Genomic DNA, 23,684 nt, shown 5'->3' on the forward strand with positions numbered 1-23,684 from the left:
CCGGATATTACCGACTGTTCAATTTACGATTGTCCATATACCGTAAATCGGCTTGGTGCGGCGACCCGCACGCACCGACAGACGCACAAGGAGGTGCGCATTGAGCCGTGCATCCGCTCTCCATCGGCCTCGCCATCGGTTCCAGAGTTGGCTCTACACAACACGCTTGGTGTCATCCGACCTTGAGTTCAACTTCGGAGCGGTGCGGATATCCGTGATCGCTTCTCGTCGTTCCAGAGCCTGAGCACAGCGAGCCCCACCCGGAGATCCCCGATCCCGGGCATCGCTATCCCCACTGCCCTGGAATCTTCTGCCCACGTATTGAGGAGTCTGCCCACATGTCATCAAACGTCCGCACGCAGGCCGTATTCACCGCCATCGGAATCGGCGGATTCACACTGGCGTTCGTCGTCGGATGGATTCTCCTGGCGCGCTTTGCATTACCGGCGCCAAGCCCGGCCTGGAGCGCTGAACAGCTGGCGGCGTTCTATGTGGAGAACAAGAATCACATACGGCTCGGGTGCATCGTGGCCCTGTTCTTCCTGCCCCTCTTTGCGCTGCCACTGGGGGTAGTACTCGCCCGGCTGCACCGAGCGGAAAGAGGCACCCCGGTGTTCACCTACGCATCGCTGGTACTCATGCCGATCGCGCTCTTTCTCCTGGTTCTTCCGTTCATCGCGTGGTCGGTGGCCGCTTTCCGCCCCGAACAAATCGAACCGCAGATCACCCAGGCACTCAACGACCTGGGGTGGTTCATTTTCCTCTTCACCTGGGCCGTGTTCACCGTCCTGTTCACGCTCATGGCGATAGCGATCCTGCGCGCCGAACCCGGCAACGAGCCCTTGCCACGCTGGTCGGCCTATCTCCTCCTCTGGTGCGGACTTCTGTTCGCCGGATCAGCGCTGATCATCTTCTTCAAGGACGGGCCATTCGCGTACGACGGCCTTGTCGGCCTGTACATCCCGGCAGCTGCCACCGCGATCTTCCAGGCGGGAATGTTCGCCGCGCTCGCACAGGCCCTGCTATCCGACTATCGGGCCCAGACAGGGATTTCCACCTGCCGGGAGCAGCTCAAGCCAACGGTTTCATGACGGGAAATCTGACAACCCGCAAGCGAACCACGACCGACCGGCGAGAGCCCCACGTCCCCGGAGAGCCCGGACTCTGGGTGTTTCTGTTCGGCGACCTGATCGTCTTCGCGGCATTCTTTGCCGTCATCGCACACTATCGATCATCGGAAGCAGAGGCATTCGCCTCCGGGCAATCCCAGTTGAACCTTGGCCTCGGAGCACTCAATACCCTTCTGCTGCTGAGCGGCTCACTGCTCGTGGTACTCGGCCTGGAGAAGGCGCGAAACGGATCAACACACGCGGCCCGCTATTACCTAGCGGCGGCAGGCAGTGGTATCTGCTTCGTCAGCGTGAAATTAATTGAATACCATGAGGTTACAAGCCAAGGCTTGAGCCCGATGACCAGTCACTTCTTCATGGTCTACTTCGTCTTCACGGGAATCCATCTGGTTCACACCATTGTTGCCACGGTCATACTCGGGGCGATGACATATGCATCACGCGGTGCCGCGGCCAGTTCGGACATCCGGCTCATCGAGGGAGGCTCCTGTTTCTGGCATCTCATCGACCTCTTGTGGATCGGGCTCTTCTCACTTCTCTATCTGGCATAGGCATATGAATCTCACATACAGTCGCAAAGCGACACTGGTTTTCCTGGTTCTCGTTGCGGCAACATGTATCTCGCTACTGCTTGACGCCGAGAAGGGACATGGCTACAACATCTCATCGATAATCGTCGCCATCACTTTCGTCAAGATCTGGCTAGTAGGGAACTACTTCATGGAGCTGCGCCAAGCGCCAGGGGTGCTGCAGTTCCTCTTCGGTGGATACGTCGCATCCGTCCTGGCGATACTGCTCGGGTTCTTCTATGTGTAGCCGAAGCCTTCCGGCAACTCACGCAGGATCGGTGGGCAGCTGCGCCTGCTCCCGGTACAGGTCCATCTCGGCGCGCAGCGCGTCATCGAGCGCTCGGTTCATGGCGGCGTGCGAGGTATGCGTCGCCGCACGGCGCATCGTCCCGATAAGTTCTGTTGCCCAAGCCAGTTCGTCGTCGGTGGAGGGAACCCAACCGGGCCCACGTTGACGTGCCACCTCATCGCGCGCGGCACCGATAAGCACCCGTGCGGCATCGTCGAGCTTCGCGTTGGTCCTCACGTGGATGTCGGCTAGGTCGGTCACTCTCATTCCGAGGCAGATCAACGCCGCGAAGTTGTCAATGGTGTCGAGATCGGTGACGAGATAAGAATCCGAGCCGTCAACAGGCTGGATCAGCCCGGCTTCGATCAGGCGCGCAAGGGCCGCCGAATCGATCGGGCCGAGCGTCTCTTCGAGCTCCCTCAACGAGAGATTTCCCTGGGCAGCGTTGGAGAACCGCTTCTCGAGCAGGCCCTCCAGATCCGACAGGTCGAGCACATCGGCGAGCTGGGCGCCGCGCTGCAGCCCACTGAGGAACTTCGTGATGTGTTTGAGAGTGAAACCCTCGCTGAGCAGTCGATTGATCGCCCTCAACTGGCGCAGATGCCAATCGTTGTAGATGGCTGTCCTGCCCCGGCGCAGCGGCCGGGGCAGGAGCCCTCGTTCTTGATAACCACGGATGTTCCGGGTCGTCGTCCCCGATGCCCGCGCGAGGTCGTCGATCCGGTACTCGGTCATGGTTTCGAAGCTGGCCCTGTCAGTATCAGTTCGTCACTGGTGTTCGAGACAGTGATTTTATAGTCCTGCAGGTCGAATCTCTTGAGTTGGTTGACGTACTGCGTGGCGAATCCGGGGAACATCGTCGCGTTGAAGCCGTCATCCGTCAGGTACCAGCTCTGGCAGCCCGAGTTCCACGTGGTGGATTGCAGGCGCCGCTGGATGTCCTGGTTGTAGCTCTCCTGGATCTCGGGGCGGGGCTCCACCGATTTCCAGCCGTTGTTGACCACCGCCGCGATCGCGTCGGTGATGTAGTTGATCTGCGCCTCCATGTACACCAGCGCCGAACTGTGCCCCGGTCCCGAATTGGGTCCGAAGGTAAGGAACAGATTGGGATAGCCCGACACCGCCACGCTGCGGAAGGCATATGCCCCTCCCGACCACTCGGTGGCCAGGTCCCGTCCGTCGATCCCGGTGACCGGGAAGGGCGTCCCGGCCTTGCACACGTCGAAACCGGTGGCGAAGACGATGCAATCGAACTGGTGCTCAATACCCTCTACCGTGCGAATACCCTTCGGGGCCAGCCGGGCGATGGGCCAGGTGACCAGCTTGCAGTTCTCTGCCTGCAAGGCTGGGTAGTAGTCACTGGTCATCAGCAGACGCTTGCAGCCGGCCGAGAAATCGGGTGTCAGCTGCCGGCGCAGCCACGGGTCCTTGACCTGCATGCGCCGGTGCGCGGAGCTGACCGCCTCGACCACGCGAGTGAATGGTGTATCCCACACAACACCCATGGCCACCGACTCATGTCCCCAGAACCAGGCCGCACGCGCCAGCCGCTGGCTGAGCGGCCAGTTGCGGTACAGCTGTTTGAGCCGACTGCCGGTGGCGCGGTTGACGCGGGGCAAAACCCAGCCGGGCGTCCGCTGGAAAACCTTCACCAGCTCGGCGGACTTCACCAGTTCCGGGATGATCTGGACGGCGCTGGCTCCCGTGCCGACCACTGCCACTCGCTTGCCGGTGAAGTCGTAATCGTGATCCCATCGCGCGCTGTGGATCTTGTGGCCCTCGTAGCTCTCAAGGCCCGGAATGGCCGGAAAGCTCACATTCGCGAGTGGGCCGGACGCCATGATGACGGTGCGGGCCCGCACCGGTTCCTGGCCCTCGAACTCGACAGTCCACTCCCCGTTGGCCTCGTCATACGTGAGGCCAACGACGTTGTGCCCGAAGCGGATGTACGACCGAAGGCCTGCCGATTCGACCATCTGGTCGATATAGCCCAGGATTTCACCGCTACCGGAGTACGTGTGCGACCACTCGGCATTTGGCGCGAAACTGTAGGAGTACAGCCTCGAGGGAATGTCGCACGCCGCCCCGGGGTAGGTGTTGTCACGCCAGGTGCCACCCACCGTGTCTCCGCGCTCAAAGATCGCGAAGTCGGTGATTCCCTTGTCTTTCAGGCGGATCGCTGCACCGATGCCGGCAAAGCCGGCACCGATGATGGCTACGGAGATGTTCATGCTGGCTGCTTTCAGGCGACGGGTTCGTAGGTGAGTTCCTGCGACCAGGTGGGCTTGTTCTCCACCAACCGCATGGGAATTCTGCCCGTCAATTTCACGAGCAAGTCAGCGGTGATGTGGTACTTGGACTTGCGATTGATCACCTTCATCGCATGCCAGGAGATGATGCGGTAGTTCGGCAGCCGCCGGACATTCTCGTTACGCTCGCCCACGCTCTTGTACCGTTTCATCGCCCCATAGAGACGTTCCTCGTCGACACCCATCGCCACGATGTTGTCGCGCATCTTGTTGAGCAGCGGCACATAGCTCAGCACGCCGATCAGCAGGCTGGGCTTGAGCCAGCCGCCGACAAACTCGATGAGCATCTTGCGCATCTTGGCATGGCCGAGGATGTCCATGACTTCGAAATCCACTGCAAGATGCCGCGATTCGTCGGAGTTGATCCGCTTGAAGGCCTCCTGCGCGATCGGATCCTTGACCTCGTCGGTGATGAACTTGATCAGTGCACCATCCAGAGCGACCTCCAGCATGGGGATGACCGTCCCCAGGAACGACAGCGACATCCCGTCGGAGTACTTGTCGAGCCAGTTGATCACCAACTGCACATTGATACTCGGGGAAGGGATTTCGTCGTTCTCGAGCATGCCCCACCGGCGCATCAGCGCGAGCTCGGCGTTGGCGTGCTTCTGCTCTTCGGCATGGAAGTGCTCGTAAATGCTCTTGAGAGTGGGGTTCGGCGCCTTCTTGGCCAGCGCCGCGAATCCGCGTGCGCCGACGTTCTCGATCCACATCAGATCCGCGATGAACGGCTTGAGCTTGGCATGTAGCTCTGGCTCGATCAGCTCGGCACCGGGCGCCTCCCAGTCGATGTCGGCCAGGGACCATTGCTTGTCTTTGATCATCTGCAGCATGTTGTCGAGATCCATTGACATGTAACGTTTTTCCTTTCAGTCAGGTGATACGAAGTTCAGTGAGTGGGAAGAAGGCGGCCAAGCAAGCCCGCAACGCGCGCGTGTAGCACGGGGAAGTGCCGTTTGAAGTGCCAGATGACCTTCGCGTCGAACTGCGGGACCACATACAGGCGGCCCTGGTCATGTGCGTCGAGGGTGCTCACGGCGACCCTCTCCGGGGAAAAACCGGTGAGCTCGATGAGCCGGTCGACCAAGCCCGAGGTGCCGATCTCCACCCCGGTGAGGCGAGCGTCCTTGAAGATGTTCGTTTTGACGACGGTGGGGCACAGCACGGTCACGTTGATATCGGTGCCGCTCAGCTCGGCAGCGAGGGTTTCCGACAGAGACATGACCCCGGCCTTGGACACGTTGTACGAGGCCATCGAGGGACCTGCCGCGAACCCCGCGGCGGAGGCGACGTTGATGATTCCGCCGCGGCCGGCCGCACGGAGCAATGGCGTGAACAGTTCGCAGCCGTAGATGACGCCCCACAGGTTGATACCCAGCGCCCACTTCCAGTCGTCCATGCCGATCTCGCCGACCGGCTTACCGCCGATTCCGACGCCCGCATTGTTGATCACCAGCGTGGGCGGCCCCGCGAACACCTCCTGCGCCTCGAAGACCAGCTTCTCCACCTCATCTCGCGATGAGACATCGCAGGTCACCGCATGTGCGCAGCCCGCAGACAGCCGGTCTATCTCAGCCACGGTCTCCGCGACCCGTTCGGCGTTGATGTCCGCGCAGATCACGTGACCGCCACGGCGGGCCAGTTCAAGAGCGAAAGCACGCCCGATACCACTGCCCGCGCCGGTGACCACTGCTTTTGAGTTCACAGAGATCGGCGGGCGTCTGAAGACGTCAAGGAGCCCCATGAGGAAATAGAACAACAGCAACTGTGCCATTTGTCAATGGCACAGTGCATGATGACAATGAGGCGTACACCACTCCGGAAGGAACTCGCATGACGACGCACGCGTCCACCGCCCCCAGCGCATACGCACTGGAGGTGCTCGAAGTCATCGCCGAAACTCCCGATGCGGTCTCCATCGTGTTCGCCGCGCCGCACGACGCCCGGGCAGACTTCGCCTACAAATCCGGACAGTTCCTCACGCTGCGCGTACCGGCCGGCACGGACTCCGTATCTCGGTGCTACTCGCTCTCGAGCGCACCCGGCCTCGACGAACATCTGAAGGTCACCGTCAAACGCACATCCGGCGGCCATGCCTCGAACTGGCTGTGCGATAACGCTCGCGCCGGAATGACGCTCGAATCACTTCGCCCTGCAGGGGCATTCACCATGCGTGACACCGTGGCAGTTCCGGTGTTCGTGGCCGCGGGCAGCGGCATCACGCCGATCATGTCCATGATCCGGACGGTGCTCTCCCACTCCGTACAGAATGCCGTCCTTGTCTACGCCAACCGAGACCGCGAATCGGTGATCTTCGAGGCCGAGCTGGCGGCACTGCAGTCGAAATACGGGAGCCGCCTGGCGATCGTGCACTGGATCGAGGCGGAGGCCGGTCTGCCGACCCCGGACGGCCTGCGCGCGCTGCTGCCCACCCCAGTCCCCGGCACTGCCGCATATCTCTGTGGCCCAGCCCCTTTCATGGATGTAGCGGCGGCCGCACTAGGCGATACCGGACTGGCCCGAGAGAACATCCATCGTGAGGTCTTCGTGTCGCTGAGCACCGATGCCTTCGCCGCGGCACCAGTTGTCGCGACCGCACCGACCGATCCCGATGCGGTGAGCGCCACCGTCGAGATCGAGGGCGACACCCACCAGATCAGCTGGCCGAAAACACAGATCCTTCTGGATGTGCTCCTCGGCCTCGGCATCGATGCGCCCTACGTCTGCCGCGAGGGGAACTGCGGTGGTTGCTCCTACACCCTTCGCGAGGGTGAAGTGACAATGCAGGTCAACGACATCCTCGACGACCACGAGATCCGCCACGGCGTGCGGCTGGCGTGCCAGTCACTGCCGCAGTCGGACACATTGACCATCGCCTTCGACCGCTAGCAGAAGCTTTGGTGCCGCTACCAGCGGTGACCGCTCCCCTGCTCCCGGTACCAGTCGACCAGATGGGGATTGTCGATCGAACGCGGATCCAATGACACGTCAACGCGTCCGGCGAGCACACCACAGATGGGGACCTCGAGCTTCTTGCCGGTTCGGGTGTGCGGGATTCCCGGCGCCTCGATCACCTCGTCGGGGACATGCCGCGGCGACAACCGGGCCCGGATCTCCCGCGCGATCCGGGCACCCAGGTCGGCATCGAAGGTGTGCCCCGGCGCCATCGTGACGAACAGCGGCATCCAATACGCGCCACCGGGCCCGTCGACACCGAGGACGAATGCCTCCGCGATCTCGTCCATGGACTCCACGACCTCGTAGATGTCCGCCGAGCCCATCCGGATTCCGTTGCGGTTCAGGGTGGCGTCACTGCGTCCATGGATGACCAGCGATCCGTGCTCGGTGACGGTGACCCAGTCACCATGGCGCCAGACCCCGGGGTGTGGGCCATCGGCCCATTCATGCTCGAAATAGGCAGCCCGATAACGTGATCCATCGGGGTCATCCCAGAATCGGATCGGCATGCAGGGCATGGGTTGCAGGATCACCATTTCGCCTACCTCACCGACGAGGGACCGGCAATCGGGTGACCAACTGTGCAGGTCCACCCCCAGGTAGCGGGCGGGCAACTCGCCGGGATGCGCGGGCACTCCCGGTGTACCGCCGGCGAAGGCGGTGCACACGTCGGTACCTCCCGACAGGGACGACACCGTGACCCCGACATGCGAACCCACCCAATCGAACAGGTCCGGCGAGAGCGGAGATCCGCTGCTTCCCAAAGTCTTCAGTGCACTCAGGTCATGGATGGCCGAGGGCTCCAGTTTCGCCTTCTTGGTTGCCTGCAGGTGTCCGGGGCTGGTGCCGAAGTAGCTCACCGCCTCGGAACCCAGCAGCTCCCACAGCCGATCCGCGTTGGGATACAGCGGATGCCCGCTGTAACAGACCACGGTGGCGCCGACCAGCAGCCCACTCAACCGGAAGTTCCACATCATCCACGACAACGCCGTCTGCCAGAAGAACACGTCGCCCGGGCCTAGATCGCAGTGCAGCCCCGCCCCTTTGAGATGCTCCAGCAGCATGCCTCCGTGGCCGTGCACAATCCCCTTGGGCTTGCCGGTGGTGCCCGAGCTGAACAGGACCCAGATCGGATGATCGAATGGAACCATCTCGACTACGGGATCTTCACTACCCGTGGGCAATTCGACTATCAGCACCGGAGTACCGGGCAGCAGGCGATGCAGTTCGGCGGTGTCGGCTGCCTTATCCACCCACCGACCGTTGTACTGGTATCCGGGGCCGGAGATGAGAACCTTGGGATTGAGCTGACCCAGCCGCGCCGCCGCCCCCTCGGGGGCGTAGTCCTGGCCGCATCCCGCCCACACCGCCCCTACCGCCGCGGTGGCCAGGAAGGCGACCATGGCATCGGGCACATCCGGCAGATACGCGGCCACACAATCACCGCGGCCGACCCCCAGCCGACGCAGCTCCGTGGCCGCCGCACCGATCCTGCCGGGCAGTTCACCCCAGCTGATCGCGATGCGTCCGCCCGCTTCATCCACACCCACGATGGCGTCCCCGTCGAGATGTGCGTGGCGCAGCATCGGGCTCACGTAGTTGAGCTCGGTGCCCGGAAACCATTGCGCGCCCGGCATCACCGAATCGGACAGCACGCCGTCATCGCCGTCACGCGGCCCGCGTCCCGGAACATCGAAGAACTCCCACAATGCGCGCCAGAACTGCGGTACGGAATCAACGGACCAGCGCCACACATCGGCATAGTCCTTCAGTGACAGCCCATACCGTTGCGATACGTGCTCGACGAACCGCTCGTACGCGTTACTCCCCATGCGACCGGCCCGGCTCGCGCAACCCCAGAAGTTCGATCGCCTGCGCCCGTATTTCGATCTTGCGCACCTTCCCGGTGACGGTCATCGGAAAGCTCTCGACCACCTGCACGTAGCGCGGAATCTTGTAGTGGGCAAGGCGCCCCGCGGCGAAGGCACGCACGGCCGCGACGTCCAAACTCGCACGGTCTGTCCTCATCCGAACCCACGCGCACAATTCTTCGCCGTACTTCTCGTCCGGCACCCCAACAACCTGAACATCCTCGATGTCGGGATGGGTGAGCAGAAACTCCTCGATCTCGCGCGGATAGATGTTTTCGCCGCCACGAATCACCATGTCCTTGATTCGCCCAATGATGGTGCAGTAGCCATCCTCTCGCATCACGGCCAGGTCCCCGCTATGCATCCATCCGTCGGAGTCGATCACCTCACGGGTGCACTCCTGGTTGTTCCAGTATCCGAGCATCACCGAATAGCCGCGCGTGCACAGCTCACCAGAGTGCCCGCGTTCCACCGTTTCTCCGGTCCCGGGGTCGACCACCTTGATCTCAACGTGCGGGTGCGCACGCCCGACTGTCGCAGTGCGGCGATCGAGGTCGTCGTCGACGAGCGTCTGGCACGAGACAGGTGACGTCTCGGTCATTCCGTACGCGATTGCCACCTCTGCCATGTGCAGATCGTCTATGCACCGCTTCATCACCTCCACGGGGCACACCGAACCCGCCATGATTCCCGTCCGCAGGCTGGACAGGTCGCGCTGCGCGAAATCGGGGTCTGCCAGCATGGCGATGAACATGGTGGGCACCCCGTACACCCCCACACAGCGCTCACGTTCGATCGCCTCGAGCGTGCGTGCCGCATCGAATCCCGGCGACGGGACCACGATGGTGGCGCCGTGCGTCGTGCATCCGAGATTGCCCATGACCATTCCGAAGCAGTGATAGAAGGGCACCGGGACGCACAGCCGATCGCCGGCTTCCAGGTGGATCGACTCGGTCACGAAGTATCCGTTGTTGACCACGTTGCGGTGCGACAGCGTCGCACCCTTCGGGTAACCCGTTGTCCCCGAGGTGTACTGGATGTTGATGGGATCGGTGTTGGACAGCTGTGACATCCGGGTGCGCAGTGCCTCCTCGGAGACCTGCCCTGCGACGGTAATCAGATCCGCCCAGTCGGAGGTACCGATGAACAAGACGTCCACCAGCGAGGGCACCTCCGGGCGCACCTGTTCCATCATCGTGACGTAGTCGGAGGACTTGAACGCCGTGGCACAGACCAGCGTGCGAACACCCGACTGATTGAGGGCATAGGCCAGCTCATGGGTTCGGTAGGCCGGATTGATGTTGACCAGTATTGCGCCGATCTTTGCCGTCGCGTACTGCACCAGGACCCACTCCGGACAGTTCGGCGCCCAGATGCCCACCCGGTCCCCTGCGTCGATTCCGAGTGACATAAGGCCGCGCGCAACGCGATTGATGTCGGCGTCGAGCTCCCGGTATGTCCATCTGCGTCCACCCGCGACGTCGACCAACGCATCAACATCGGGATAGGTACCGGCGATGCGCTCGAAGTTCTCCCCAATCGTCTCCTCGATGATCGGGGACGTCGACGGCCCGGCCTCATAGGACTTCATCGTCTCGCTTTCACCACATAGACCGACCACGACTCTAACGACTCATCCCAGCTCGCACCTGGTGTTTCGGTGCGTTGCCGCCGGATGCTTCTCACCCGGGCCTCCCGCCAGTCACCATGTTCAGCTGGATGATTCGCTCAGCACGCCGAAGCACGGGCGCATCAACCATGGCGCCCTCGAACTGGAACACACCCCGTTCCCGGCCCGCCAGCTCAAGCACACCGTGCGCCCAGCGCACCCGTTCGGCGGCCGGCCGGTAGGCCGCGCGAATGACGTTTACCTGCGTGGGATGGATCGCCACCTTGGCATCGAATCCGACGGCCACCGCGTCATCCGCTTCCGCACGCAGACCATCGAGCCCCGTGATATCGAGGTACACCGAATCCACGGCTATCCGGCCAAATGCCTTTGCCGCCAAGAGGGTTTGCGAACGCACATGCCGCGCTACATCGCGGTAGCTGCCGTCTGGCCAGCGGTTGTTGGTACCCCACGTCGCGGCAAAGAGATCCTCGGCACCCCACATCGCCGCGACAACGTTCCCGGGCCGCACCAATTCCGCGACGTTAAGAGCTCCCAACGGAGTCTCGACGAGGACCACCACGCACCACGGTGCCAGTGCCGCAACGTGATCCGCGTGTTCGCTCTTGGCCAGCATGACGGTCCTGTACTCGGTTCGCGCGAGTGCCTCGGCATCCAGCCGGTGATCAGCGGTGTTGGCCGGGTTGAGGCGGACCACGGTGCGATCGGGATCCAGTGGGGTATTGATCAGGGCGTCGCGGGCAGCAGGGCGATCGGCAGCCGCAACCCCGTCCTCAAGATCGATAATCACCATATCTGCTGCTGCAGCGGCTTTTTCGAAGCGTTCGGGGCGATCGGCCGGACAGAACAGCCAGCCCGGACCGGCATCAAGAAGTGTCACTGCTGCTGCCCTCCGGGCCGTTTACGCACCATGGTCTTTCGCGAGGCCGTTGCCACCACGTCGCCGTGCTGATTCCTGCCGGTATGCGCGAAGGTGACGATGCCCTCACCCGGGCGGCTCCTGGATTCGCGCTTACCGATCACCTCTGACTCCGCATACAGCGTGTCACCGTGGAACAGCGGCTTGGGGAAGGCGATATCGGAGAATCCCAGATTCCCGACGATGGTGCCCTGGGTCAGTTGTGCGACCGACAATCCGACCAACGTCGACAGAGTGAACATCGAATTCACCAGCCGCTGATTGAACGGCGGTAGCGCCTCCGAGAACGCCGCGTCGAGATGCAATGCCTGGGTGTTCATGGTCAACGTGGTGAACAAGACGTTGTCGGCCTCCGTGATCGTCCGCCCCGGCCGGTGCACGTACAGCACATCGGGCTCGAGTTCCTCGAACCACAGACCGCGCTGCTCGACGATCTGTTTGTCGCTCACAACCACCTCCAAGCCCAACCAGGGCGTCCACTTGCTGGCGCACCGGCGCACCGACACCTTGGATGAAAACCCAGCTGCACGGCAAGGATGGTGCAGAAAGCTCTCACCGGATGAACACACTCGGGCTTGAACGTCCATTCAATGGACACGTATCGTGAGCGGGTGACCGAGGCACCCAGCGTGGTACGCCGCACCGCGGCCCTGCTGCGTGCCGTGTCAGCAGACACCGGAACGGGTGTCAGCACCACAGAACTCGCTCGCCGCACCGACATCCCGCGGGCCACCGCGCACCGGCTGCTGGAATCGCTCGCCACCGAAGGGTTCGTGGAGCGCGATGCCCGCTCCGGCCAATGGTTCCTGGGTCCGGAGATCTACGTGCTCGGCGCTACCTCAGCTCCCCGTTACAACATCACGGAGAAGGCGGCCGCCGACGTGGCGGCGCTGGCACGGGAAACCGGCGAGAGTGCGTTCTTCTCACTGCGCCGCGGAGATCACACCGTCGTATTGCTCAGCGAGGATGGCGATTTCCCAATCCGATCGCACGTGCTGTACGAGGGCGCCCGTTTCCCGCTCGGAATCGTCTCATCCGGAATGGCCGTCCTGGCTTACCTTCCAGACGACGCGATCCATGCCTACTTGACCAGGGCCGACCTGGAGTCCGAGTGGGGCAACGGTTTTCGCACCGACGCCGTCTGGGATCGGATCGGCGCCACCCGGCAGGCCGGCTGGTCCCTCAACCCGGGCCAGCTGGTCGAGGGATCCTGGGGCATGGCCGCCGCCGTGTTCGATACCAACCACAACCCCATCGGTGCGCTCACCCTGACCGGCATCGAGGCACGGTTCAACGCCGAACGCCAACCGGTCCTCGGACAGCTCTTGCTGCGGCACGCGCATCGGCTCAGCCGCGCCGTGCGCCGCTAGCGTTCGCGCCGCAGAACGGAAGCCTCCTTGCGTACCGCGGAGGTGATCGCCTGCAGTGTCGAGGATTCGAATTTCCAATGTTGCCAATACAACGGCACATCGAGATACCGACCCGGCGCCAGGTCGACAAGGCCGCTGCGATCCAACTGCTCAAGCATCATTCCCCAGCCCAATCCGACCCGCAGCGCCTCGGTGTTTCCACTCGTCGTAGGCACGTAGTGTTCCGGGACCGCGACATCCCGACGAAAGAGCTTGCGTAAGAACTGATCTTGGAGTGCATCACGCCTGTCCCACCGCATCATCGGCGCGCGCCGCACGGCCTCGATCCCCGAGTCAAGCAGACCGCCCGGGAGGTAGCGCGCTACATAACCCGGTGACGCCATCCCGAAGTACCGCATCGAGCCAAGCGGTTCGGAGCGGCATCCCGCGATAGGCTTCGGCTCCGTTGTCACCGCTGCCATCACAACGCCTGCGCGCAACAACTCCGCGGAATGATCCTGATCCTCAACGCGGATGTCGATAAGCACGCCGTCGGGAATCTGCGCCAACACCGACCCCATCCAGGTTTCGAATGAGTCGGCATTCACCGCGATCGCGACCCGGATCGGAGATCCATCGACACCCATCTCGCGCAGTGCCTCACGCTCCAGTGTGCCAACCTGGGCCGCCAGCCGCATCAACGAGACACCCGCATCGGTTGCCACACAGGGCTTCTCGCGGCGAACCAGCACCTGACCCACCGACTGTTCCAACGCCTTGACACGTTGACTCACCGCCGAAGGGGTGATGACGAGCCGCCGGGCGGCGGCATCGAAGCTGCCCTCCTCGATGACGGCGGCGAAGGCAACCAGCTGCTGGGAGTCCAGACTCACATTAGCGATTCTAATGCAGAGTAAGAATCATTAGCTGTACTACAGCTTTTCACCGCCCTAGCGTCGATGTCGTGACCGTCCTCTTCCTCGGCTTCCTGACCGGAATGTCCCTCATTGCCGCCATCGGCGCCCAGAACGCCTTCGTACTCAGACAAGGGATTCGCAGTGAGTACGTGCTGCCGGTGGTCGCCGTGTGCATCACCGGCGACTTTCTGCTCATCGCCGCGGGCATCGGCGGCCTCGGTGGACTGATCGCGGCCACGCCGAGCCTGCTCACCGTGGCCAAGGTGGGCGGTGCCGCGTTTCTCATCTGCTACGGATTGTTGGCCGCCCGCCGCGCATTACGGCCCGGCACTCTGATTCCCGCCGAATCCAATCCGGCACGCCTCGGCGCGGTACTGATGACCGCACTGGCCATCACCTTCCTGAATCCGCACGTCTATCTCGATACCGTGGTGCTGCTCGGCTCACTCGCCAACGCACACAAGGACGCGCGCTGGCTGTTCGGCGCGGGCGCCCTGATCGCAAGTGTCGTCTGGTTCGTCGGGCTAGGCTTCGGTGCCCGGTACCTTGCCGGACTGTTCCAGCGTCCGGGAACCTGGCGTGTACTCGACGCCGTCATCGCCGTCGTCATGATCACGCTGGGCCTCACATTGGTCGTCTGATCACCCTTGCCGAACCATTTGGTTCGGTGTTAGCGTCCTTCCCGAACCAGCTGACTTGGGAGAGACAATGGATGTCGACAAGGCCCGCACCCGCTTCGCCGAACTTCGAGGCCGCCGGGACGTCAGTCCCGCCGACCTCGACGAGATTTGGGCCGCGCTCGATACCGCCCGACCCGAAGACATGCTCGGCAGTTGGAAGGGCGACGAGTTCCACACCGGACACAAGATGAACGGCCAGCTGGCCGCCGCCCGCTGGTACGGCAAGATCTTCAGATCCATCAACGACGTCGAGCCGATCGTCTGTTACGACGACGAAGGAAAGTTGTTCTCCAACAACGATTTGAGTCTGGGTGGTGCAACCCTGTGGGATATCGAGTTCCGCGGCGAGGTCACCGGCACCATGGTGTACGACGGACAGCCCACTTTTGATCACTTCAAGTGGGTCGACGAGAACACGCTGATGGGCATCATGAACGGCAAACGTCAGCGCGCCAGCGGCAACTACCTCTACTTCATTCTCGAACGCGATCAGTGAAAGTCACTGCAGCACTGAGCCGATCCGCAGAGCCTTCATTCACCCTCGAAGAGGTGGAACTCGAGGATCCGCGCTCCGACGAGGTGCTCGTCAAGATTCACGCCACCGGCCTGTGCCACACCGACCTGACCTTCACATCACAGGTACCGATCCCGGCGGTGCTCGGCCATGAGGGTGCAGGGGTTGTCCAGGCCGTAGGCCCTGACGTGAGCGGTATCCGGCCAGGAGACCGTGTGGTCTTGAGCTACCGCAGCTGCGGCCAGTGCCGACAGTGCGATGCGGGTGAGCGGGCCTACTGTTCCCGCGCCGCCCGGCTCAACCTCTCGGGTACACGGCTCGACGGCACGACGACACTGTCCCAGAACGGGAACGCACTGTTCGGCTCGTTCTTCGGACAGTCGAGCTTCGCCCAGTACGCACTCGCCACCGCCGACAACACCGTCGTGGTGGACCCCTCCACGGACCTCACCATCGCCGCTCCCCTTGGCTGCGGTCTGCAGACCGGTGCCGGCGCGGTGCTCAACGTACTTAGACCTGAACCAGATTCGCGCCTCGTGGTGTTCGGCGCTGGCGGTGTCGGCCTCGCCGCGGTGATGGCCGCCAAGGCGGTCGGAGTGCAGACGATCATCGCTGTGGACCCTGTCGCCTCGCGGCGAGACAAAGCCACCGAATTGGGTGCGACCCATACCGTCGACCCCACGGCCCAGGACGTGACCACCATCGCACGCGGGGCCACCCATGCTCTGGACACCACGGCCAACCCCGATGTCATCGCCACGGCGCTCGGGCTGCTGCGGCAGCGCGGTGTACTTGTTCTGGTCGGGCTGGGTGCCTCACGCGGAACAATCGATCTCACCGATCTGATGTTCGGCGGCAAGGTGATCCGCGGATGCATCGAGGGCGACGCGAATCCTCTGGAGTTCATTCCGGAACTGCTGAGGATGCACGCGCAGGGCCGCTTCCCGATCGAATCGCTGATACGCACCTACCCGGCGCGTGATATCGATCGAGCCGTCGCGGACGCGCGATCAGGAATCGCGATCAAACCGGTGCTGCTCTGGTGAGCGCCATGCGAGCGGCCGGGCAGGCCACCCACGACCGGATCATGGCGGCCGCCAAGGCCGAATTCACCGAGTACGGCTTCGCTGGTGCGCGGCTCAACCGAATTGCCACCAATGCGAACGCAAGTAAGGAACGGCTGTACAGCTACTTTGAGAGCAAGGAGCAGCTGTTTGAAGCCGTTGTGGCGCAATGGATCAATGATGCGCCATACAAGGTGCCGCTGCGCGCCGACGATGTGCCAGGCTACGTCGCGGGCCTCTTCGACAACATCGTCGCCGACCCCCAGGGCGCACGGTTACAGCGCTGGATCGAGCTGGAAGCCCCCGACGGAATGTTCGACAACCACGTACTGCGCCGCATCTTCCAGGCGAAACTCGACGAGGTGCGCCGGGGCCAGCAGTGCGGGCTCATCGACCCGGCGTGGGACCCCACATGTCTGCTCATGATGCTGATCGATATCGCCTACTCGATGGCGGCTAGCGGATTCGGTATCGACCGGATTGTCGGCGAACCGCTCGGCGACGACGTGCTCGCGGACCGCCGCACCGCAGCCGCCGAGGCGGCACGCCGGCTGGTAGCCCGTTAACGAACATCGCCGCGCCCCTGAGTGCATGTGCCAGCTACTCTCGATGTGTGCCGTCCGCGATATTGACCCGCCGCGGGTTTCTCGCTGCCGGTGCCACGCTCGCCGCGGGCACCGCGCTGGCTGCCTGCACCAAGGACTCTCCTCCCACCTCCGAGCGCAACGGTGTCGCCGTCATCAAGCACGCGTTCGGCACCACCGAAGTCAAGACTCCGCCGCAGCGCATCGTCAGCGCCGGGTACACCGAGCATGACTACCTGCTGGCGCTGGGCATCGTCCCTATCGCGGTCACCGAGTGGTACGGAGGATTCCCCTTCGCCACCTGGCCATGGGCTACCGATCGCCTGGGCGCGGCCACACCCGAGGTGCTCACCCTTACCGACGGACTGATGGTCGACAAGATCGCATCCCTGAAACCCGACCTCATCCTGGCCACCAACGCCGGGCTGGATCAGGACAACTACAACAAGTTGTCCGGTATCGCACCGACCATCGCGCAGTCGGGCAAGTACGCGTTCTTCGAGCCGTGGAAGGACCAGGCCAAGGCCATCGGGCAGTCCGTGTTCAAGCCGTCGGAGATGGACGCCGTGGTGCAGGCCGTCGACAGCAGATTCGCTTCGGCCACGTCTGCGCACCCCAGCTTCAAGGATAAGAAGGTCATCTACCTGCAGGGCGAACTGCTCGACGGACAGGCCATCGCGTATCGATCCGGACCGCGCACCGGATTCCTCAGCTCCCTTGGATTGGCTGTTCCCGCCGAATTGGAAAGCTACGGCAAGGCCGACCAGCTCGCCCATCTTCCGGCCGATCAGCTTGCCAGTGTGCTCGGGCAGGCCGATGTGCTGCTGTGGGGCACCGAATCCGACGAACAGAGCACCGCGCTGCAGGCCGACCCGGTGATCACCAAACTGGGCTCCTCACTGCTGAACCGCAGCATTTTCACCAGCAAGGAATTGGCCGGCGCCATCAACTTCAGCTCGCCGCTGAGTCTGACCTACGTGGCGGACAACCTGGTCCCCCAGCTGGCCCGAGTACTGGGGTGATGAACTACCCACCCGCCCGACCGGCCCAGCCGTATTGGGCTGACGTTGTGATTCGCGTAGTCGGCGGCATCGTCGGCGCCATAGCTCTTGGTGTCTTCGCACTGGGTGCATACATGGTGTTGTCGACCCGGCTGTCGTCGAATCCGTTCGCCGACCCGCACGGCTACGGGCTGATCATCGGAATGGTGCTCGCCCTGCCCTGCGGACTGCTGGCCTCAGGCACGCTGCCGTTGGCGCTTCCCCGCAGGCAATGGCTTCGCGCCTTCACCATCGGCTTCGTCGTGTATCTCGCGGCGGCGGCATTGTTGATCTACTCGGCCGCCACCATGCCCAACCGCCCTCCGCCCTGCGCGACAAATCCACCCGCGCCGCATTGCAAGCACGCACCCTAGACTTCGCGGAATGGCGACAAGCGAGGTCGAGACAAGCCCCCAGGATCATGTGGTCTTCGCCCAGGTGGGCCGCAGCTACTATCCGCTGCTGTCGGCTGTCTTTGTCGGAGTCGTACTCATCTCGAACGTGGCTGCCACCAAGGCAATTGGCTTTGGCCCTGTGGTCGGCGATTGGTCGCTGATCACCGATGGGGCATTCGTGCTGTTCCCGCTGAGCTATGTGATCGGCGATGTGCTCAGTGAGGTCTACGGGTATCGCGCCACCAACCGGGTGATCCTGCTCGGGTTCGCGATGGAGCTCCTGGCATGCCTGGTGTTGTGGACGGCCAAGATCCTGCCGCCCGCCGACTTCTATCCCAACCAGGAGGCCTTTTCCACCATCGTCACCAGCATCACCACGCTCATGGTGGCGGGACTCGCGGGATATCTTGTTGGACAAACACTTAACGCGCTCGTGGTGGTGCGCATGAAGAAGCGTTCCAAGGAACGCCACCTGTGGGCGCGACTGGTGGGTTCGACGGTTATCGGCGAGTTCGCCGATTCACTGGTGTTCTGTTCCATCGCGGCCACCGCGCTGGGCATTCACACCTTCGGCCAGTTGGCGACGTACACGGCCCTGGGCTGGATCTTCAAGTCGGTGGTGGAGATCGTGATGCTGCCGATTACCTATCGGGTGATCGCCTACATCAAGAAGCACGAGCCGACTTATACACAGGCCGGATAAATGCGCCCCTAGGCGTGGCCACGGGAGTACCGTCGAAATATGAGTACCGCAACGGATTTGAAGGTGCGGGATCACGGGGATCGGGCGTTGTTGCTCGAGTGCACATCCGTGCAGGAAGTGCTGGCGTGGACGTCGGCGCTGAATGCCGACCCTATCGACGGCGTCACCGATATCGTTCCCGCGTCCCGGACCGTACTTCTCAAGCTCGACAGCCCGGCCGACCAGGCCATAGTGCGGCACCGGCTGACGCAACGCACGGCACCGACGGGCACGGCGGAGAGCACCGCCTCGCCACCGGTGACCATCCCGGTCCGGTACGACGGTCTCGATCTCGAAGAGGTTGCCGAACACACCGGCCTCGGTGTAGACGGTGTCATCGCGGCACACACCGGAACGGTATGGACCGTCGGATTCTGCGGATTCGCACCGGGATTCGCGTACCTCGTGGGCGGGGACACACGTCTGGCCATCCCGCGCCGCGCCGACCCGCGCACCAAAGTACCTGCCGGTGCCGTCGCGCTCGCCGGCGAGTTCAGTGGGATTTACCCGCGTGAATCTCCCGGCGGCTGGCAACTGATCGGCAGCACCGACGCCGTCATCTGGGACCTCGACCGCAACCCACCTGCGTTACTGACGCCCGGCACCCGTGTCCAGTTCCAAGTACAAACCCAGGGGACGATCGCATGAGACCCACCCTTGAGGTAATGCGCACCGGCCCTCTCGCTCTGATTCAGGACCTCGGCCGCGTCGGCAAGGCGGCCATGGGTGTCGGACGCTCCGGGGCAGCCGATCGCAAATCGCATTCGCTGGCCAACCGGTTGGTGGCGAACCCCGATCATCTGGCGACCATCGAGGTGACACTGGGCGGCATGTCATTTCGGGTCTCCGGCGGTGATGCGGTGGTGGCTGTGACCGGTGCCGACACCGATCCGTCCGTCAACGGAATTCCCTTCGGCACCAACAGTATTACCCAAGTTCAAGATGGCGATGTGGTGTCGCTCGGCGCACCGCTCAGTGGCCTGCGTAGCTACGTGGCCGTGCGCGGCGGAGTCAGCGTGGCGCCGGTGATGGGCTCGCGCAGCTTCGACATCCTGTCTGGCATCGGCCCCAAGCCGCTGCAGGCCGGGGACAGGCTGCCGGTCGGACCACGGTCCCCTTCCTTCCCGGAGATCGAGCAAGCACCGGTGGCCACCATGTCCGATGACATCGTCGAACTCAAGGTGGTGCCCGGTCCGCGTGACGACTGGTTCGTCGATCCCGACGAGCTGACGCACGGAAGCTGGATCGTCTCCGATCGCAGCGACCGGGTAGGCACCCGGCTCAGCGGTAAGCCTCTGGAGCTACGCGACCCCGCCAGGCAGCTGCCGAGCGAGGGCGTGATCCGCGGTGCAATCCAGGTGCCACCCGGCGGCCAGCCCGTTATCCTGGGCCCTGACCATCCGGTGACCGGCGGCTATCCGGTCATCGGGGTGATCACCGATCAGGATGTGGATCTGGCCGCCCAGGTGCGGCCAGGACAAACCGTTCGGTTCCGCTGGTCAAGACCGCGCCTCAGCTAGGAGCATCCCGTGTCTACGATGCCGACCGTACCCGTCATCCGGACCCACACCGCGCGACTCATCCACACCGCCGATCTGGATAGCGAAACACGCCATGCGGCAAGGGAATTATTGATCGAAGCCTTTGAGGGCGAGTTCACCGAGGAAGACTGGGAACATTGCCTGGGCGGCATGCATGCGCTCATCTGGTACCACGGCACCCTCATCGCCCACGCCGCGGTGATCCAGCGCCGGCTGCTCCATCAAGGGCGGGCCATACGCACCGGATACGTGGAAGGCGTTGCGGTAGATAGCGACTGGCGCGGCAACGGGCTCGGGCGCGCAATCATGGACGCGGCCGAACAAGTTTTGCGTGGCGCCTATGAGCTGGGCGCGTTGAGCGCCGACGACGAGGTCGCGCCGTTCTATCGGGCGCGCGGCTGGGTCCCCTGGCTCGGAACCACTCCCGTCGCGACCGCAGACGGCATCGTGCCCGCAGCGGATGAGGGCGTGCACGTACTGCCGATGAGTTCCGGGGTTGACCCCTCCGGCTCACTGACCTGTGATTGGCGCGGCGGCGACGCCTGGTGATGTCCGCGGCGACGCAGGAACACCCAGATCACGGCGATCACAAACGCCAGCCGTGCAGCACTGCCGGCCGTCGCCAGTAGGCCGTTGACCACCTGCGCGATGTCCACCGGATACCGCAGGATGATTCCCGCCATCGCAGCGGCCTGTACCAGCTCCAGCGAGCCGACGATCACACAGAGCCGCACGTGCATCCGGTGATAGGCGCGCAAGTCCGCATCGCCCCAGTGATGACGTGCTACCCAACCCGGGCGGATCATGTCGATGATGACTTCGGTGAGAGGCCGTTTCGTCAGACAGCTACCGATATAGAACAGGCCGAACAGCACCACCGGGACCACGTGGGTGAGTTGAGCCAGCTGTGGTGAGCTGGTCAGCAGCGCGACCACGAGCGTCGCGCCGTGCATCAGCATGATGAATCCCGCGACGATGTCGAAGCGCCTGTCTCGTAATGCCGTGTAGATGACGCGCAGCGCCGAGACCACCGCCGCGGCCATCAGGGCGTGCAACTCCGAGGCACCCAGCAGGCGCATCCCGTAGTACGTACCCAGGCCGAGCGCGGCACTGACCAAAGCGTGTCCGAGTGTGAATTTCCCTGCACCCTTACCCAACCCACTCACCACAGCGACGGTACCGACGCAATCTAAGAGAGCCTGAGAAAGCGGGGCTACCTGCCAGCGAGGGCGCGCTCCTTACGGCGCAAGTACATCCGGATCGCAACGACGACGCCCACGATCAGTCCCCCCGTGGTGAGCATCGACACCACCGGGTTCACCGCCTGGACCACATCGACGGAGAAGCTGTAGATGATCACCACCATCAAGGCGCAAAACAGCAGGCTGAAGATCCCGCACCAGAAGCTGACGAGAACATGCAGCCGGTGGTACGAGCGCTGGTCCTCATCGGTCCAGCCCTGTTCCTCGGCCAGTTTTTCCACGCCGCCGGGCCAGAGTTTGGTGACCAACAGCTCGGTCAGTGGCTTGCCGATGAGCGCACTGACCAGAAAATAGGTGGCCAGCAACATGCCCGGCACCTCATTGGTGACCTGTGACAAACGTGGGTCGCGAGTGAGCCACGCCATGACGAGGCTGACGCCAAAGATGGGCACCACCAGCAATGAGACCGGATCCAGGGCCCGCTTCCACGCCATCTTCACCAACGCCTGGGCGGCCGATACCGCGGTGGCGGCCATCAGCGCGTGCAGCTCCGAGAAGCCTGCCAGGCGCAGACCGAAGTAGGCACATAGCGCGGGTCCGACATTGAGCACGCCCTCGATCAAAAGCTGGCGGGGCGAGATCCCGCTCTCGGTTTCGGGCTGCTCGGTGGACAGTGACACCGCGCGACTGTATCCGGTCGTCAGGCCGCGGGCGAGTCGTACGTCATGCGCTGAAGGTAGCGCCGGATAACCACAATGATGCCGATGATCAGTCCCATTGTGGTCACCAGGGAGAAGATTTGGTTGACCGCCTGGGCGATATCAACCGAGAAGCTGTAGATGATGACGATCGATATTGCCGACAGCAGCAGGCTGATGACACCGCACCACAAACTCACGTGGACATGCATCCGGTGATACGAACGGAAGTTCTCCGGAGTCCAATGGTGTTCGGCCGCAATCTCTTCGATTCGCCCAGGCCGGGCCTTCGCGATCATCAGTTCGGTGAGAGGCTTGCCGATGAACGCACTTCCGATAAGAAACAGCGATAGCAGGATGCCGGGAATCGTGTTGGATACCTGGGCCATACGTGCATCAGAGGTGACGAGTGCGATGACCAGACTCAGCCCGAAGTTGAACATCAGGAAGCCCGACAGGACGTCGAACTTGCGGTTCTTGACCACCGTGATCAACACCTGAATCGCGGCGACCACCGTGGCAGCAATCAACGCGTGAATCTCGGGTTGCCCAAAGGCACGCAGCAGGTAATAGGTGCCGAGGGATGGTCCGACGCTGGCAAGGGTGTGCCGGAGCACGACGCGCGCTGACGCCTTCTGATTCTCTGCGGGCTGCTCGGGCACGCGGCGAGGGTACCCGGCGAAACTGGGAATCAGAGGCTGGCACGCAGCGGCGATGAGCTCGCGCGCGCGTTCGCCGTCGGCGTACAGAAAGCGGAACTTTAGCGCGGGTCACTCAAGTTTGTACGTGTGACGGCCGGTTGAGATTCCGGCCCTATAGAAGGAGACACGCTATGAGCAATCTGGTTTGGACACGCCGCAGCCCGTTCGCCGAGTTCGACGCGCTGGTACGTCAGTCCTTCGGCCCCGCCACCAGCTGGCCCACCCCCGGTTTCGTTCCGTCCGCCGAGGTCGTGAAGGACGGCGATGACGCCCTGGTCCGTCTGGACCTGCCCGGCGTCGACGTCGACCAGGACGTCACGGTCGAGGTGGAACGCGGCAAGTTGGTGGTGTCCGGTGAGCGCCGCGACGCACGCGCCGAACAAACGGAAGGACGCGTACTGCGCGAGGTCCGCTACGGCACGTTCCGTCGCACCTTCACATTGCCCACCCATGTGACGGGTGATGCGATCTCGGCGAGCTACGACGCCGGCGTGCTGACCGTCAAGGTCGCCGGCGCCTACGCAAACGCCGAGGCGCAGAAGATCGAGATCACCAAGTAATCGGCAGGCCGAGAAGGGAAGT

General features: G+C 63.2%; 27 protein-coding genes and 1 pseudogene. 16 read left to right on the top strand and 12 right to left on the bottom strand.

The window, feature by feature from the left end; genetic code table 11:
- The first annotated feature begins 338 nt into the window (after nucleotides 1-338).
- From RHO23_RS18765 to RHO23_RS18775, 3 genes are all read left to right on the top strand, one after another.
- Entirely contained in the window at nucleotides 339-1,091 is a 753-nt protein-coding gene (locus RHO23_RS18765) for a hypothetical protein (RefSeq protein WP_423488179.1), read from the top strand.
- A gap of 77 nt (nucleotides 1,092-1,168) precedes the next feature.
- A complete protein-coding gene (locus RHO23_RS18770) occupies nucleotides 1,169-1,681 on the top strand; it encodes a cytochrome c oxidase subunit 3 (protein ID WP_423488180.1) in 513 nt (170 codons plus the stop codon).
- A gap of 4 nt (nucleotides 1,682-1,685) precedes the next feature.
- Nucleotides 1,686-1,946: a cytochrome C oxidase subunit IV family protein gene (locus tag RHO23_RS18775; protein ID WP_217340170.1), complete on the top strand. Its 261-nt coding sequence runs from the start codon at nucleotides 1,686-1,688 to the stop codon at nucleotides 1,944-1,946.
- Between the two features lie 18 nt (nucleotides 1,947-1,964).
- Here the strand turns inward: RHO23_RS18775 and RHO23_RS18780 are convergent, their stop codons facing one another.
- Genes RHO23_RS18780 through RHO23_RS18795 form a run of 4 tightly spaced genes read right to left on the bottom strand, consistent with a single transcriptional unit; the run spans nucleotide 1,965 to nucleotide 6,071 of the window.
- The gene (locus RHO23_RS18780) at nucleotides 1,965-2,723 is read right to left on the bottom strand and encodes a MerR family transcriptional regulator (protein WP_423488181.1); all 759 of its coding nucleotides are present in this window, start codon (nucleotides 2,721-2,723) and stop codon (nucleotides 1,965-1,967) included.
- Entirely contained in the window at nucleotides 2,720-4,219 is a 1,500-nt protein-coding gene (locus RHO23_RS18785) for a flavin-containing monooxygenase (protein ID WP_070951946.1), read from the bottom strand. Before RHO23_RS18785 ends, RHO23_RS18780 begins: the two co-directional genes overlap by 4 nt.
- Before the next feature lie 11 nt (nucleotides 4,220-4,230).
- A complete protein-coding gene (locus RHO23_RS18790; RefSeq protein WP_046255047.1) occupies nucleotides 4,231-5,151 on the bottom strand; it encodes a reductase in 921 nt (306 codons plus the stop codon).
- A 35-nt stretch (nucleotides 5,152-5,186) separates the two neighbouring features.
- Complete coding sequence (locus RHO23_RS18795; RefSeq protein ID WP_052399558.1) at nucleotides 5,187-6,071, bottom strand: SDR family NAD(P)-dependent oxidoreductase; 885 nt, start codon at nucleotides 6,069-6,071, stop codon at nucleotides 5,187-5,189.
- A gap of 59 nt (nucleotides 6,072-6,130) precedes the next feature.
- Here RHO23_RS18795 and RHO23_RS18800 point away from each other — a divergent pair, with 59 nt between their 5' ends.
- Nucleotides 6,131-7,186 (top strand): ferredoxin--NADP reductase, encoded by a 1,056-nt coding sequence (locus RHO23_RS18800; protein ID WP_046256075.1) that lies wholly within the window; start codon nucleotides 6,131-6,133, stop codon nucleotides 7,184-7,186.
- Nucleotides 7,187-7,203: 17 nt separating this feature from the next.
- On the opposite strand, the gene RHO23_RS18805 is transcribed toward RHO23_RS18800, so the two are convergent.
- From RHO23_RS18805 to RHO23_RS18820, 4 genes are all read right to left on the bottom strand, one after another.
- A complete protein-coding gene (locus tag RHO23_RS18805; protein WP_423488182.1) occupies nucleotides 7,204-9,087 on the bottom strand; it encodes an acetoacetate--CoA ligase in 1,884 nt (627 codons plus the stop codon).
- Nucleotides 9,077-10,717: an AMP-binding protein gene (locus RHO23_RS18810; RefSeq protein ID WP_423488183.1), complete on the bottom strand. Its 1,641-nt coding sequence runs from the start codon at nucleotides 10,715-10,717 to the stop codon at nucleotides 9,077-9,079. The genes RHO23_RS18805 and RHO23_RS18810 overlap by 11 nt, the downstream gene beginning before the upstream one ends.
- Nucleotides 10,718-10,808: 91 nt before the next feature.
- Nucleotides 10,809-11,636, bottom strand: coding sequence for an HpcH/HpaI aldolase/citrate lyase family protein (locus tag RHO23_RS18815; protein WP_423488184.1), 828 nt, complete (start codon nucleotides 11,634-11,636; stop codon nucleotides 10,809-10,811).
- Nucleotides 11,633-12,124, bottom strand: coding sequence for a MaoC family dehydratase (locus tag RHO23_RS18820; protein WP_423488185.1), 492 nt, complete (start codon nucleotides 12,122-12,124; stop codon nucleotides 11,633-11,635). Before RHO23_RS18820 ends, RHO23_RS18815 begins: the two co-directional genes overlap by 4 nt.
- Nucleotides 12,125-12,265: 141 nt before the next feature.
- Between RHO23_RS18820 and RHO23_RS18825 the strand changes: the two genes are divergently transcribed.
- Nucleotides 12,266-13,045 (top strand): IclR family transcriptional regulator, encoded by a 780-nt coding sequence (locus RHO23_RS18825; RefSeq protein ID WP_070915774.1) that lies wholly within the window; start codon nucleotides 12,266-12,268, stop codon nucleotides 13,043-13,045.
- Here the strand turns inward: RHO23_RS18825 and RHO23_RS18830 are convergent.
- Nucleotides 13,042-13,917 (bottom strand): LysR family transcriptional regulator ArgP, encoded by an 876-nt coding sequence (locus tag RHO23_RS18830; RefSeq protein ID WP_070951941.1) that lies wholly within the window; start codon nucleotides 13,915-13,917, stop codon nucleotides 13,042-13,044. The genes RHO23_RS18825 and RHO23_RS18830 overlap by 4 nt on opposite strands.
- Before the next feature lie 71 nt (nucleotides 13,918-13,988).
- On the opposite strand from RHO23_RS18830, the gene RHO23_RS18835 reads away from it, so the two are divergent.
- The 10 genes from RHO23_RS18835 to RHO23_RS18880 all read left to right on the top strand — a co-directional run bounded on the left by RHO23_RS18835 (nucleotide 13,989) and on the right by RHO23_RS18880 (nucleotide 21,050).
- A complete protein-coding gene (locus RHO23_RS18835; protein WP_423488186.1) occupies nucleotides 13,989-14,582 on the top strand; it encodes a LysE/ArgO family amino acid transporter in 594 nt (197 codons plus the stop codon).
- Between the two features lie 67 nt (nucleotides 14,583-14,649).
- Nucleotides 14,650-15,117 (top strand): DUF4334 domain-containing protein, encoded by a 468-nt coding sequence (locus RHO23_RS18840; protein WP_423488187.1) that lies wholly within the window; start codon nucleotides 14,650-14,652, stop codon nucleotides 15,115-15,117.
- On the top strand, nucleotides 15,114-16,181 hold the full coding sequence (locus RHO23_RS18845) for an NAD(P)-dependent alcohol dehydrogenase (protein WP_423488188.1): 1,068 nt from the start codon (nucleotides 15,114-15,116) through the stop codon (nucleotides 16,179-16,181). Before RHO23_RS18840 ends, RHO23_RS18845 begins: the two co-directional genes overlap by 4 nt.
- A 41-nt stretch (nucleotides 16,182-16,222) precedes the next feature.
- On the top strand, nucleotides 16,223-16,765 hold the full coding sequence (locus tag RHO23_RS18850; protein WP_191985279.1) for a TetR family transcriptional regulator: 543 nt from the start codon (nucleotides 16,223-16,225) through the stop codon (nucleotides 16,763-16,765).
- A gap of 59 nt (nucleotides 16,766-16,824) precedes the next feature.
- Nucleotides 16,825-17,805: an ABC transporter substrate-binding protein gene (locus RHO23_RS18855; protein WP_081347102.1), complete on the top strand. Its 981-nt coding sequence runs from the start codon at nucleotides 16,825-16,827 to the stop codon at nucleotides 17,803-17,805.
- Complete coding sequence (locus RHO23_RS18860) at nucleotides 17,805-18,197, top strand: hypothetical protein (protein WP_070941525.1); 393 nt, start codon at nucleotides 17,805-17,807, stop codon at nucleotides 18,195-18,197. Before RHO23_RS18855 ends, RHO23_RS18860 begins: the two co-directional genes overlap by 1 nt.
- Nucleotides 18,198-18,207: 10 nt before the next feature.
- Nucleotides 18,208-18,921, top strand: coding sequence for a queuosine precursor transporter (locus RHO23_RS18865; RefSeq protein WP_030097252.1), 714 nt, complete (start codon nucleotides 18,208-18,210; stop codon nucleotides 18,919-18,921).
- Between the two features lie 39 nt (nucleotides 18,922-18,960).
- A complete protein-coding gene (locus tag RHO23_RS18870; RefSeq protein ID WP_064409826.1) occupies nucleotides 18,961-19,608 on the top strand; it encodes a 5-oxoprolinase subunit B family protein in 648 nt (215 codons plus the stop codon).
- Complete coding sequence (locus tag RHO23_RS18875; RefSeq protein WP_057965457.1) at nucleotides 19,605-20,480, top strand: biotin-dependent carboxyltransferase family protein; 876 nt, start codon at nucleotides 19,605-19,607, stop codon at nucleotides 20,478-20,480. The genes RHO23_RS18870 and RHO23_RS18875 overlap by 4 nt, the downstream gene beginning before the upstream one ends.
- Nucleotides 20,481-20,498: 18 nt before the next feature.
- Nucleotides 20,499-21,050 carry a GNAT family N-acetyltransferase gene (locus RHO23_RS18880; protein WP_070921138.1) on the top strand — a complete coding sequence of 184 codons (552 nt, stop codon included), beginning with the start codon at nucleotides 20,499-20,501 and terminating at the stop codon, nucleotides 21,048-21,050.
- Between the two features lie 107 nt (nucleotides 21,051-21,157).
- Here the strand turns inward: RHO23_RS18880 and RHO23_RS18885 are convergent.
- From RHO23_RS18885 to RHO23_RS18895, 3 genes and pseudogenes are all read right to left on the bottom strand, one after another.
- Nucleotides 21,158-21,580 (bottom strand): annotated as a pseudogene (locus RHO23_RS18885) (VC0807 family protein); the annotation flags it as partial.
- A gap of 134 nt (nucleotides 21,581-21,714) precedes the next feature.
- Nucleotides 21,715-22,383 carry a VC0807 family protein gene (locus RHO23_RS18890; RefSeq protein WP_064409827.1) on the bottom strand — a complete coding sequence of 223 codons (669 nt, stop codon included), beginning with the start codon at nucleotides 22,381-22,383 and terminating at the stop codon, nucleotides 21,715-21,717.
- A 20-nt stretch (nucleotides 22,384-22,403) separates the two neighbouring features.
- On the bottom strand, nucleotides 22,404-23,063 hold the full coding sequence (locus tag RHO23_RS18895; RefSeq protein WP_057965458.1) for a VC0807 family protein: 660 nt from the start codon (nucleotides 23,061-23,063) through the stop codon (nucleotides 22,404-22,406).
- Nucleotides 23,064-23,233: 170 nt separating this feature from the next.
- On the opposite strand from RHO23_RS18895, the gene RHO23_RS18900 reads away from it, so the two are divergent.
- Nucleotides 23,234-23,662, top strand: coding sequence for an Hsp20/alpha crystallin family protein (locus tag RHO23_RS18900; protein WP_030097258.1), 429 nt, complete (start codon nucleotides 23,234-23,236; stop codon nucleotides 23,660-23,662).
- Nucleotides 23,663-23,684 lie beyond the last annotated feature (22 nt).

The sequence above is a fragment of the Mycobacteroides sp. PCS013 genome, assembly GCF_049532645.1.
GTDB lineage: Bacteria > Actinomycetota > Actinomycetes > Mycobacteriales > Mycobacteriaceae > Mycobacterium > Mycobacterium gwanakae.

Coding starts and splice junctions, on each gene's coding strand:
- RHO23_RS18860 (WP_070941525.1), top strand. CDS start 17,805: ATGAACTACCCACCCGCCCGACCGGCCCAGCCGTATTGGGCTGACGTT.
- RHO23_RS18805 (WP_423488182.1), bottom strand. CDS start 9,087: ATGGGGAGTAACGCGTACGAGCGGTTCGTCGAGCACGTATCGCAACGG.
- RHO23_RS18825 (WP_070915774.1), top strand. CDS start 12,266: ATGGACACGTATCGTGAGCGGGTGACCGAGGCACCCAGCGTGGTACGC.
- RHO23_RS18785 (WP_070951946.1), bottom strand. CDS start 4,219: ATGAACATCTCCGTAGCCATCATCGGTGCCGGCTTTGCCGGCATCGGT.
- RHO23_RS18875 (WP_057965457.1), top strand. CDS start 19,605: ATGAGACCCACCCTTGAGGTAATGCGCACCGGCCCTCTCGCTCTGATT.
- RHO23_RS18870 (WP_064409826.1), top strand. CDS start 18,961: ATGAGTACCGCAACGGATTTGAAGGTGCGGGATCACGGGGATCGGGCG.
- RHO23_RS18775 (WP_217340170.1), top strand. CDS start 1,686: ATGAATCTCACATACAGTCGCAAAGCGACACTGGTTTTCCTGGTTCTC.
- RHO23_RS18800 (WP_046256075.1), top strand. CDS start 6,131: ATGACGACGCACGCGTCCACCGCCCCCAGCGCATACGCACTGGAGGTG.
- RHO23_RS18795 (WP_052399558.1), bottom strand. CDS start 6,071: ATGGCACAGTTGCTGTTGTTCTATTTCCTCATGGGGCTCCTTGACGTC.
- RHO23_RS18790 (WP_046255047.1), bottom strand. CDS start 5,151: ATGTCAATGGATCTCGACAACATGCTGCAGATGATCAAAGACAAGCAA.
- RHO23_RS18765 (WP_423488179.1), top strand. CDS start 339: ATGTCATCAAACGTCCGCACGCAGGCCGTATTCACCGCCATCGGAATC.
- RHO23_RS18840 (WP_423488187.1), top strand. CDS start 14,650: ATGGATGTCGACAAGGCCCGCACCCGCTTCGCCGAACTTCGAGGCCGC.
- RHO23_RS18865 (WP_030097252.1), top strand. CDS start 18,208: ATGGCGACAAGCGAGGTCGAGACAAGCCCCCAGGATCATGTGGTCTTC.
- RHO23_RS18810 (WP_423488183.1), bottom strand. CDS start 10,717: ATGAAGTCCTATGAGGCCGGGCCGTCGACGTCCCCGATCATCGAGGAG.
- RHO23_RS18900 (WP_030097258.1), top strand. CDS start 23,234: ATGAGCAATCTGGTTTGGACACGCCGCAGCCCGTTCGCCGAGTTCGAC.
- RHO23_RS18780 (WP_423488181.1), bottom strand. CDS start 2,723: ATGACCGAGTACCGGATCGACGACCTCGCGCGGGCATCGGGGACGACG.
- RHO23_RS18880 (WP_070921138.1), top strand. CDS start 20,499: ATGCCGACCGTACCCGTCATCCGGACCCACACCGCGCGACTCATCCAC.
- RHO23_RS18850 (WP_191985279.1), top strand. CDS start 16,223: ATGGCGGCCGCCAAGGCCGAATTCACCGAGTACGGCTTCGCTGGTGCG.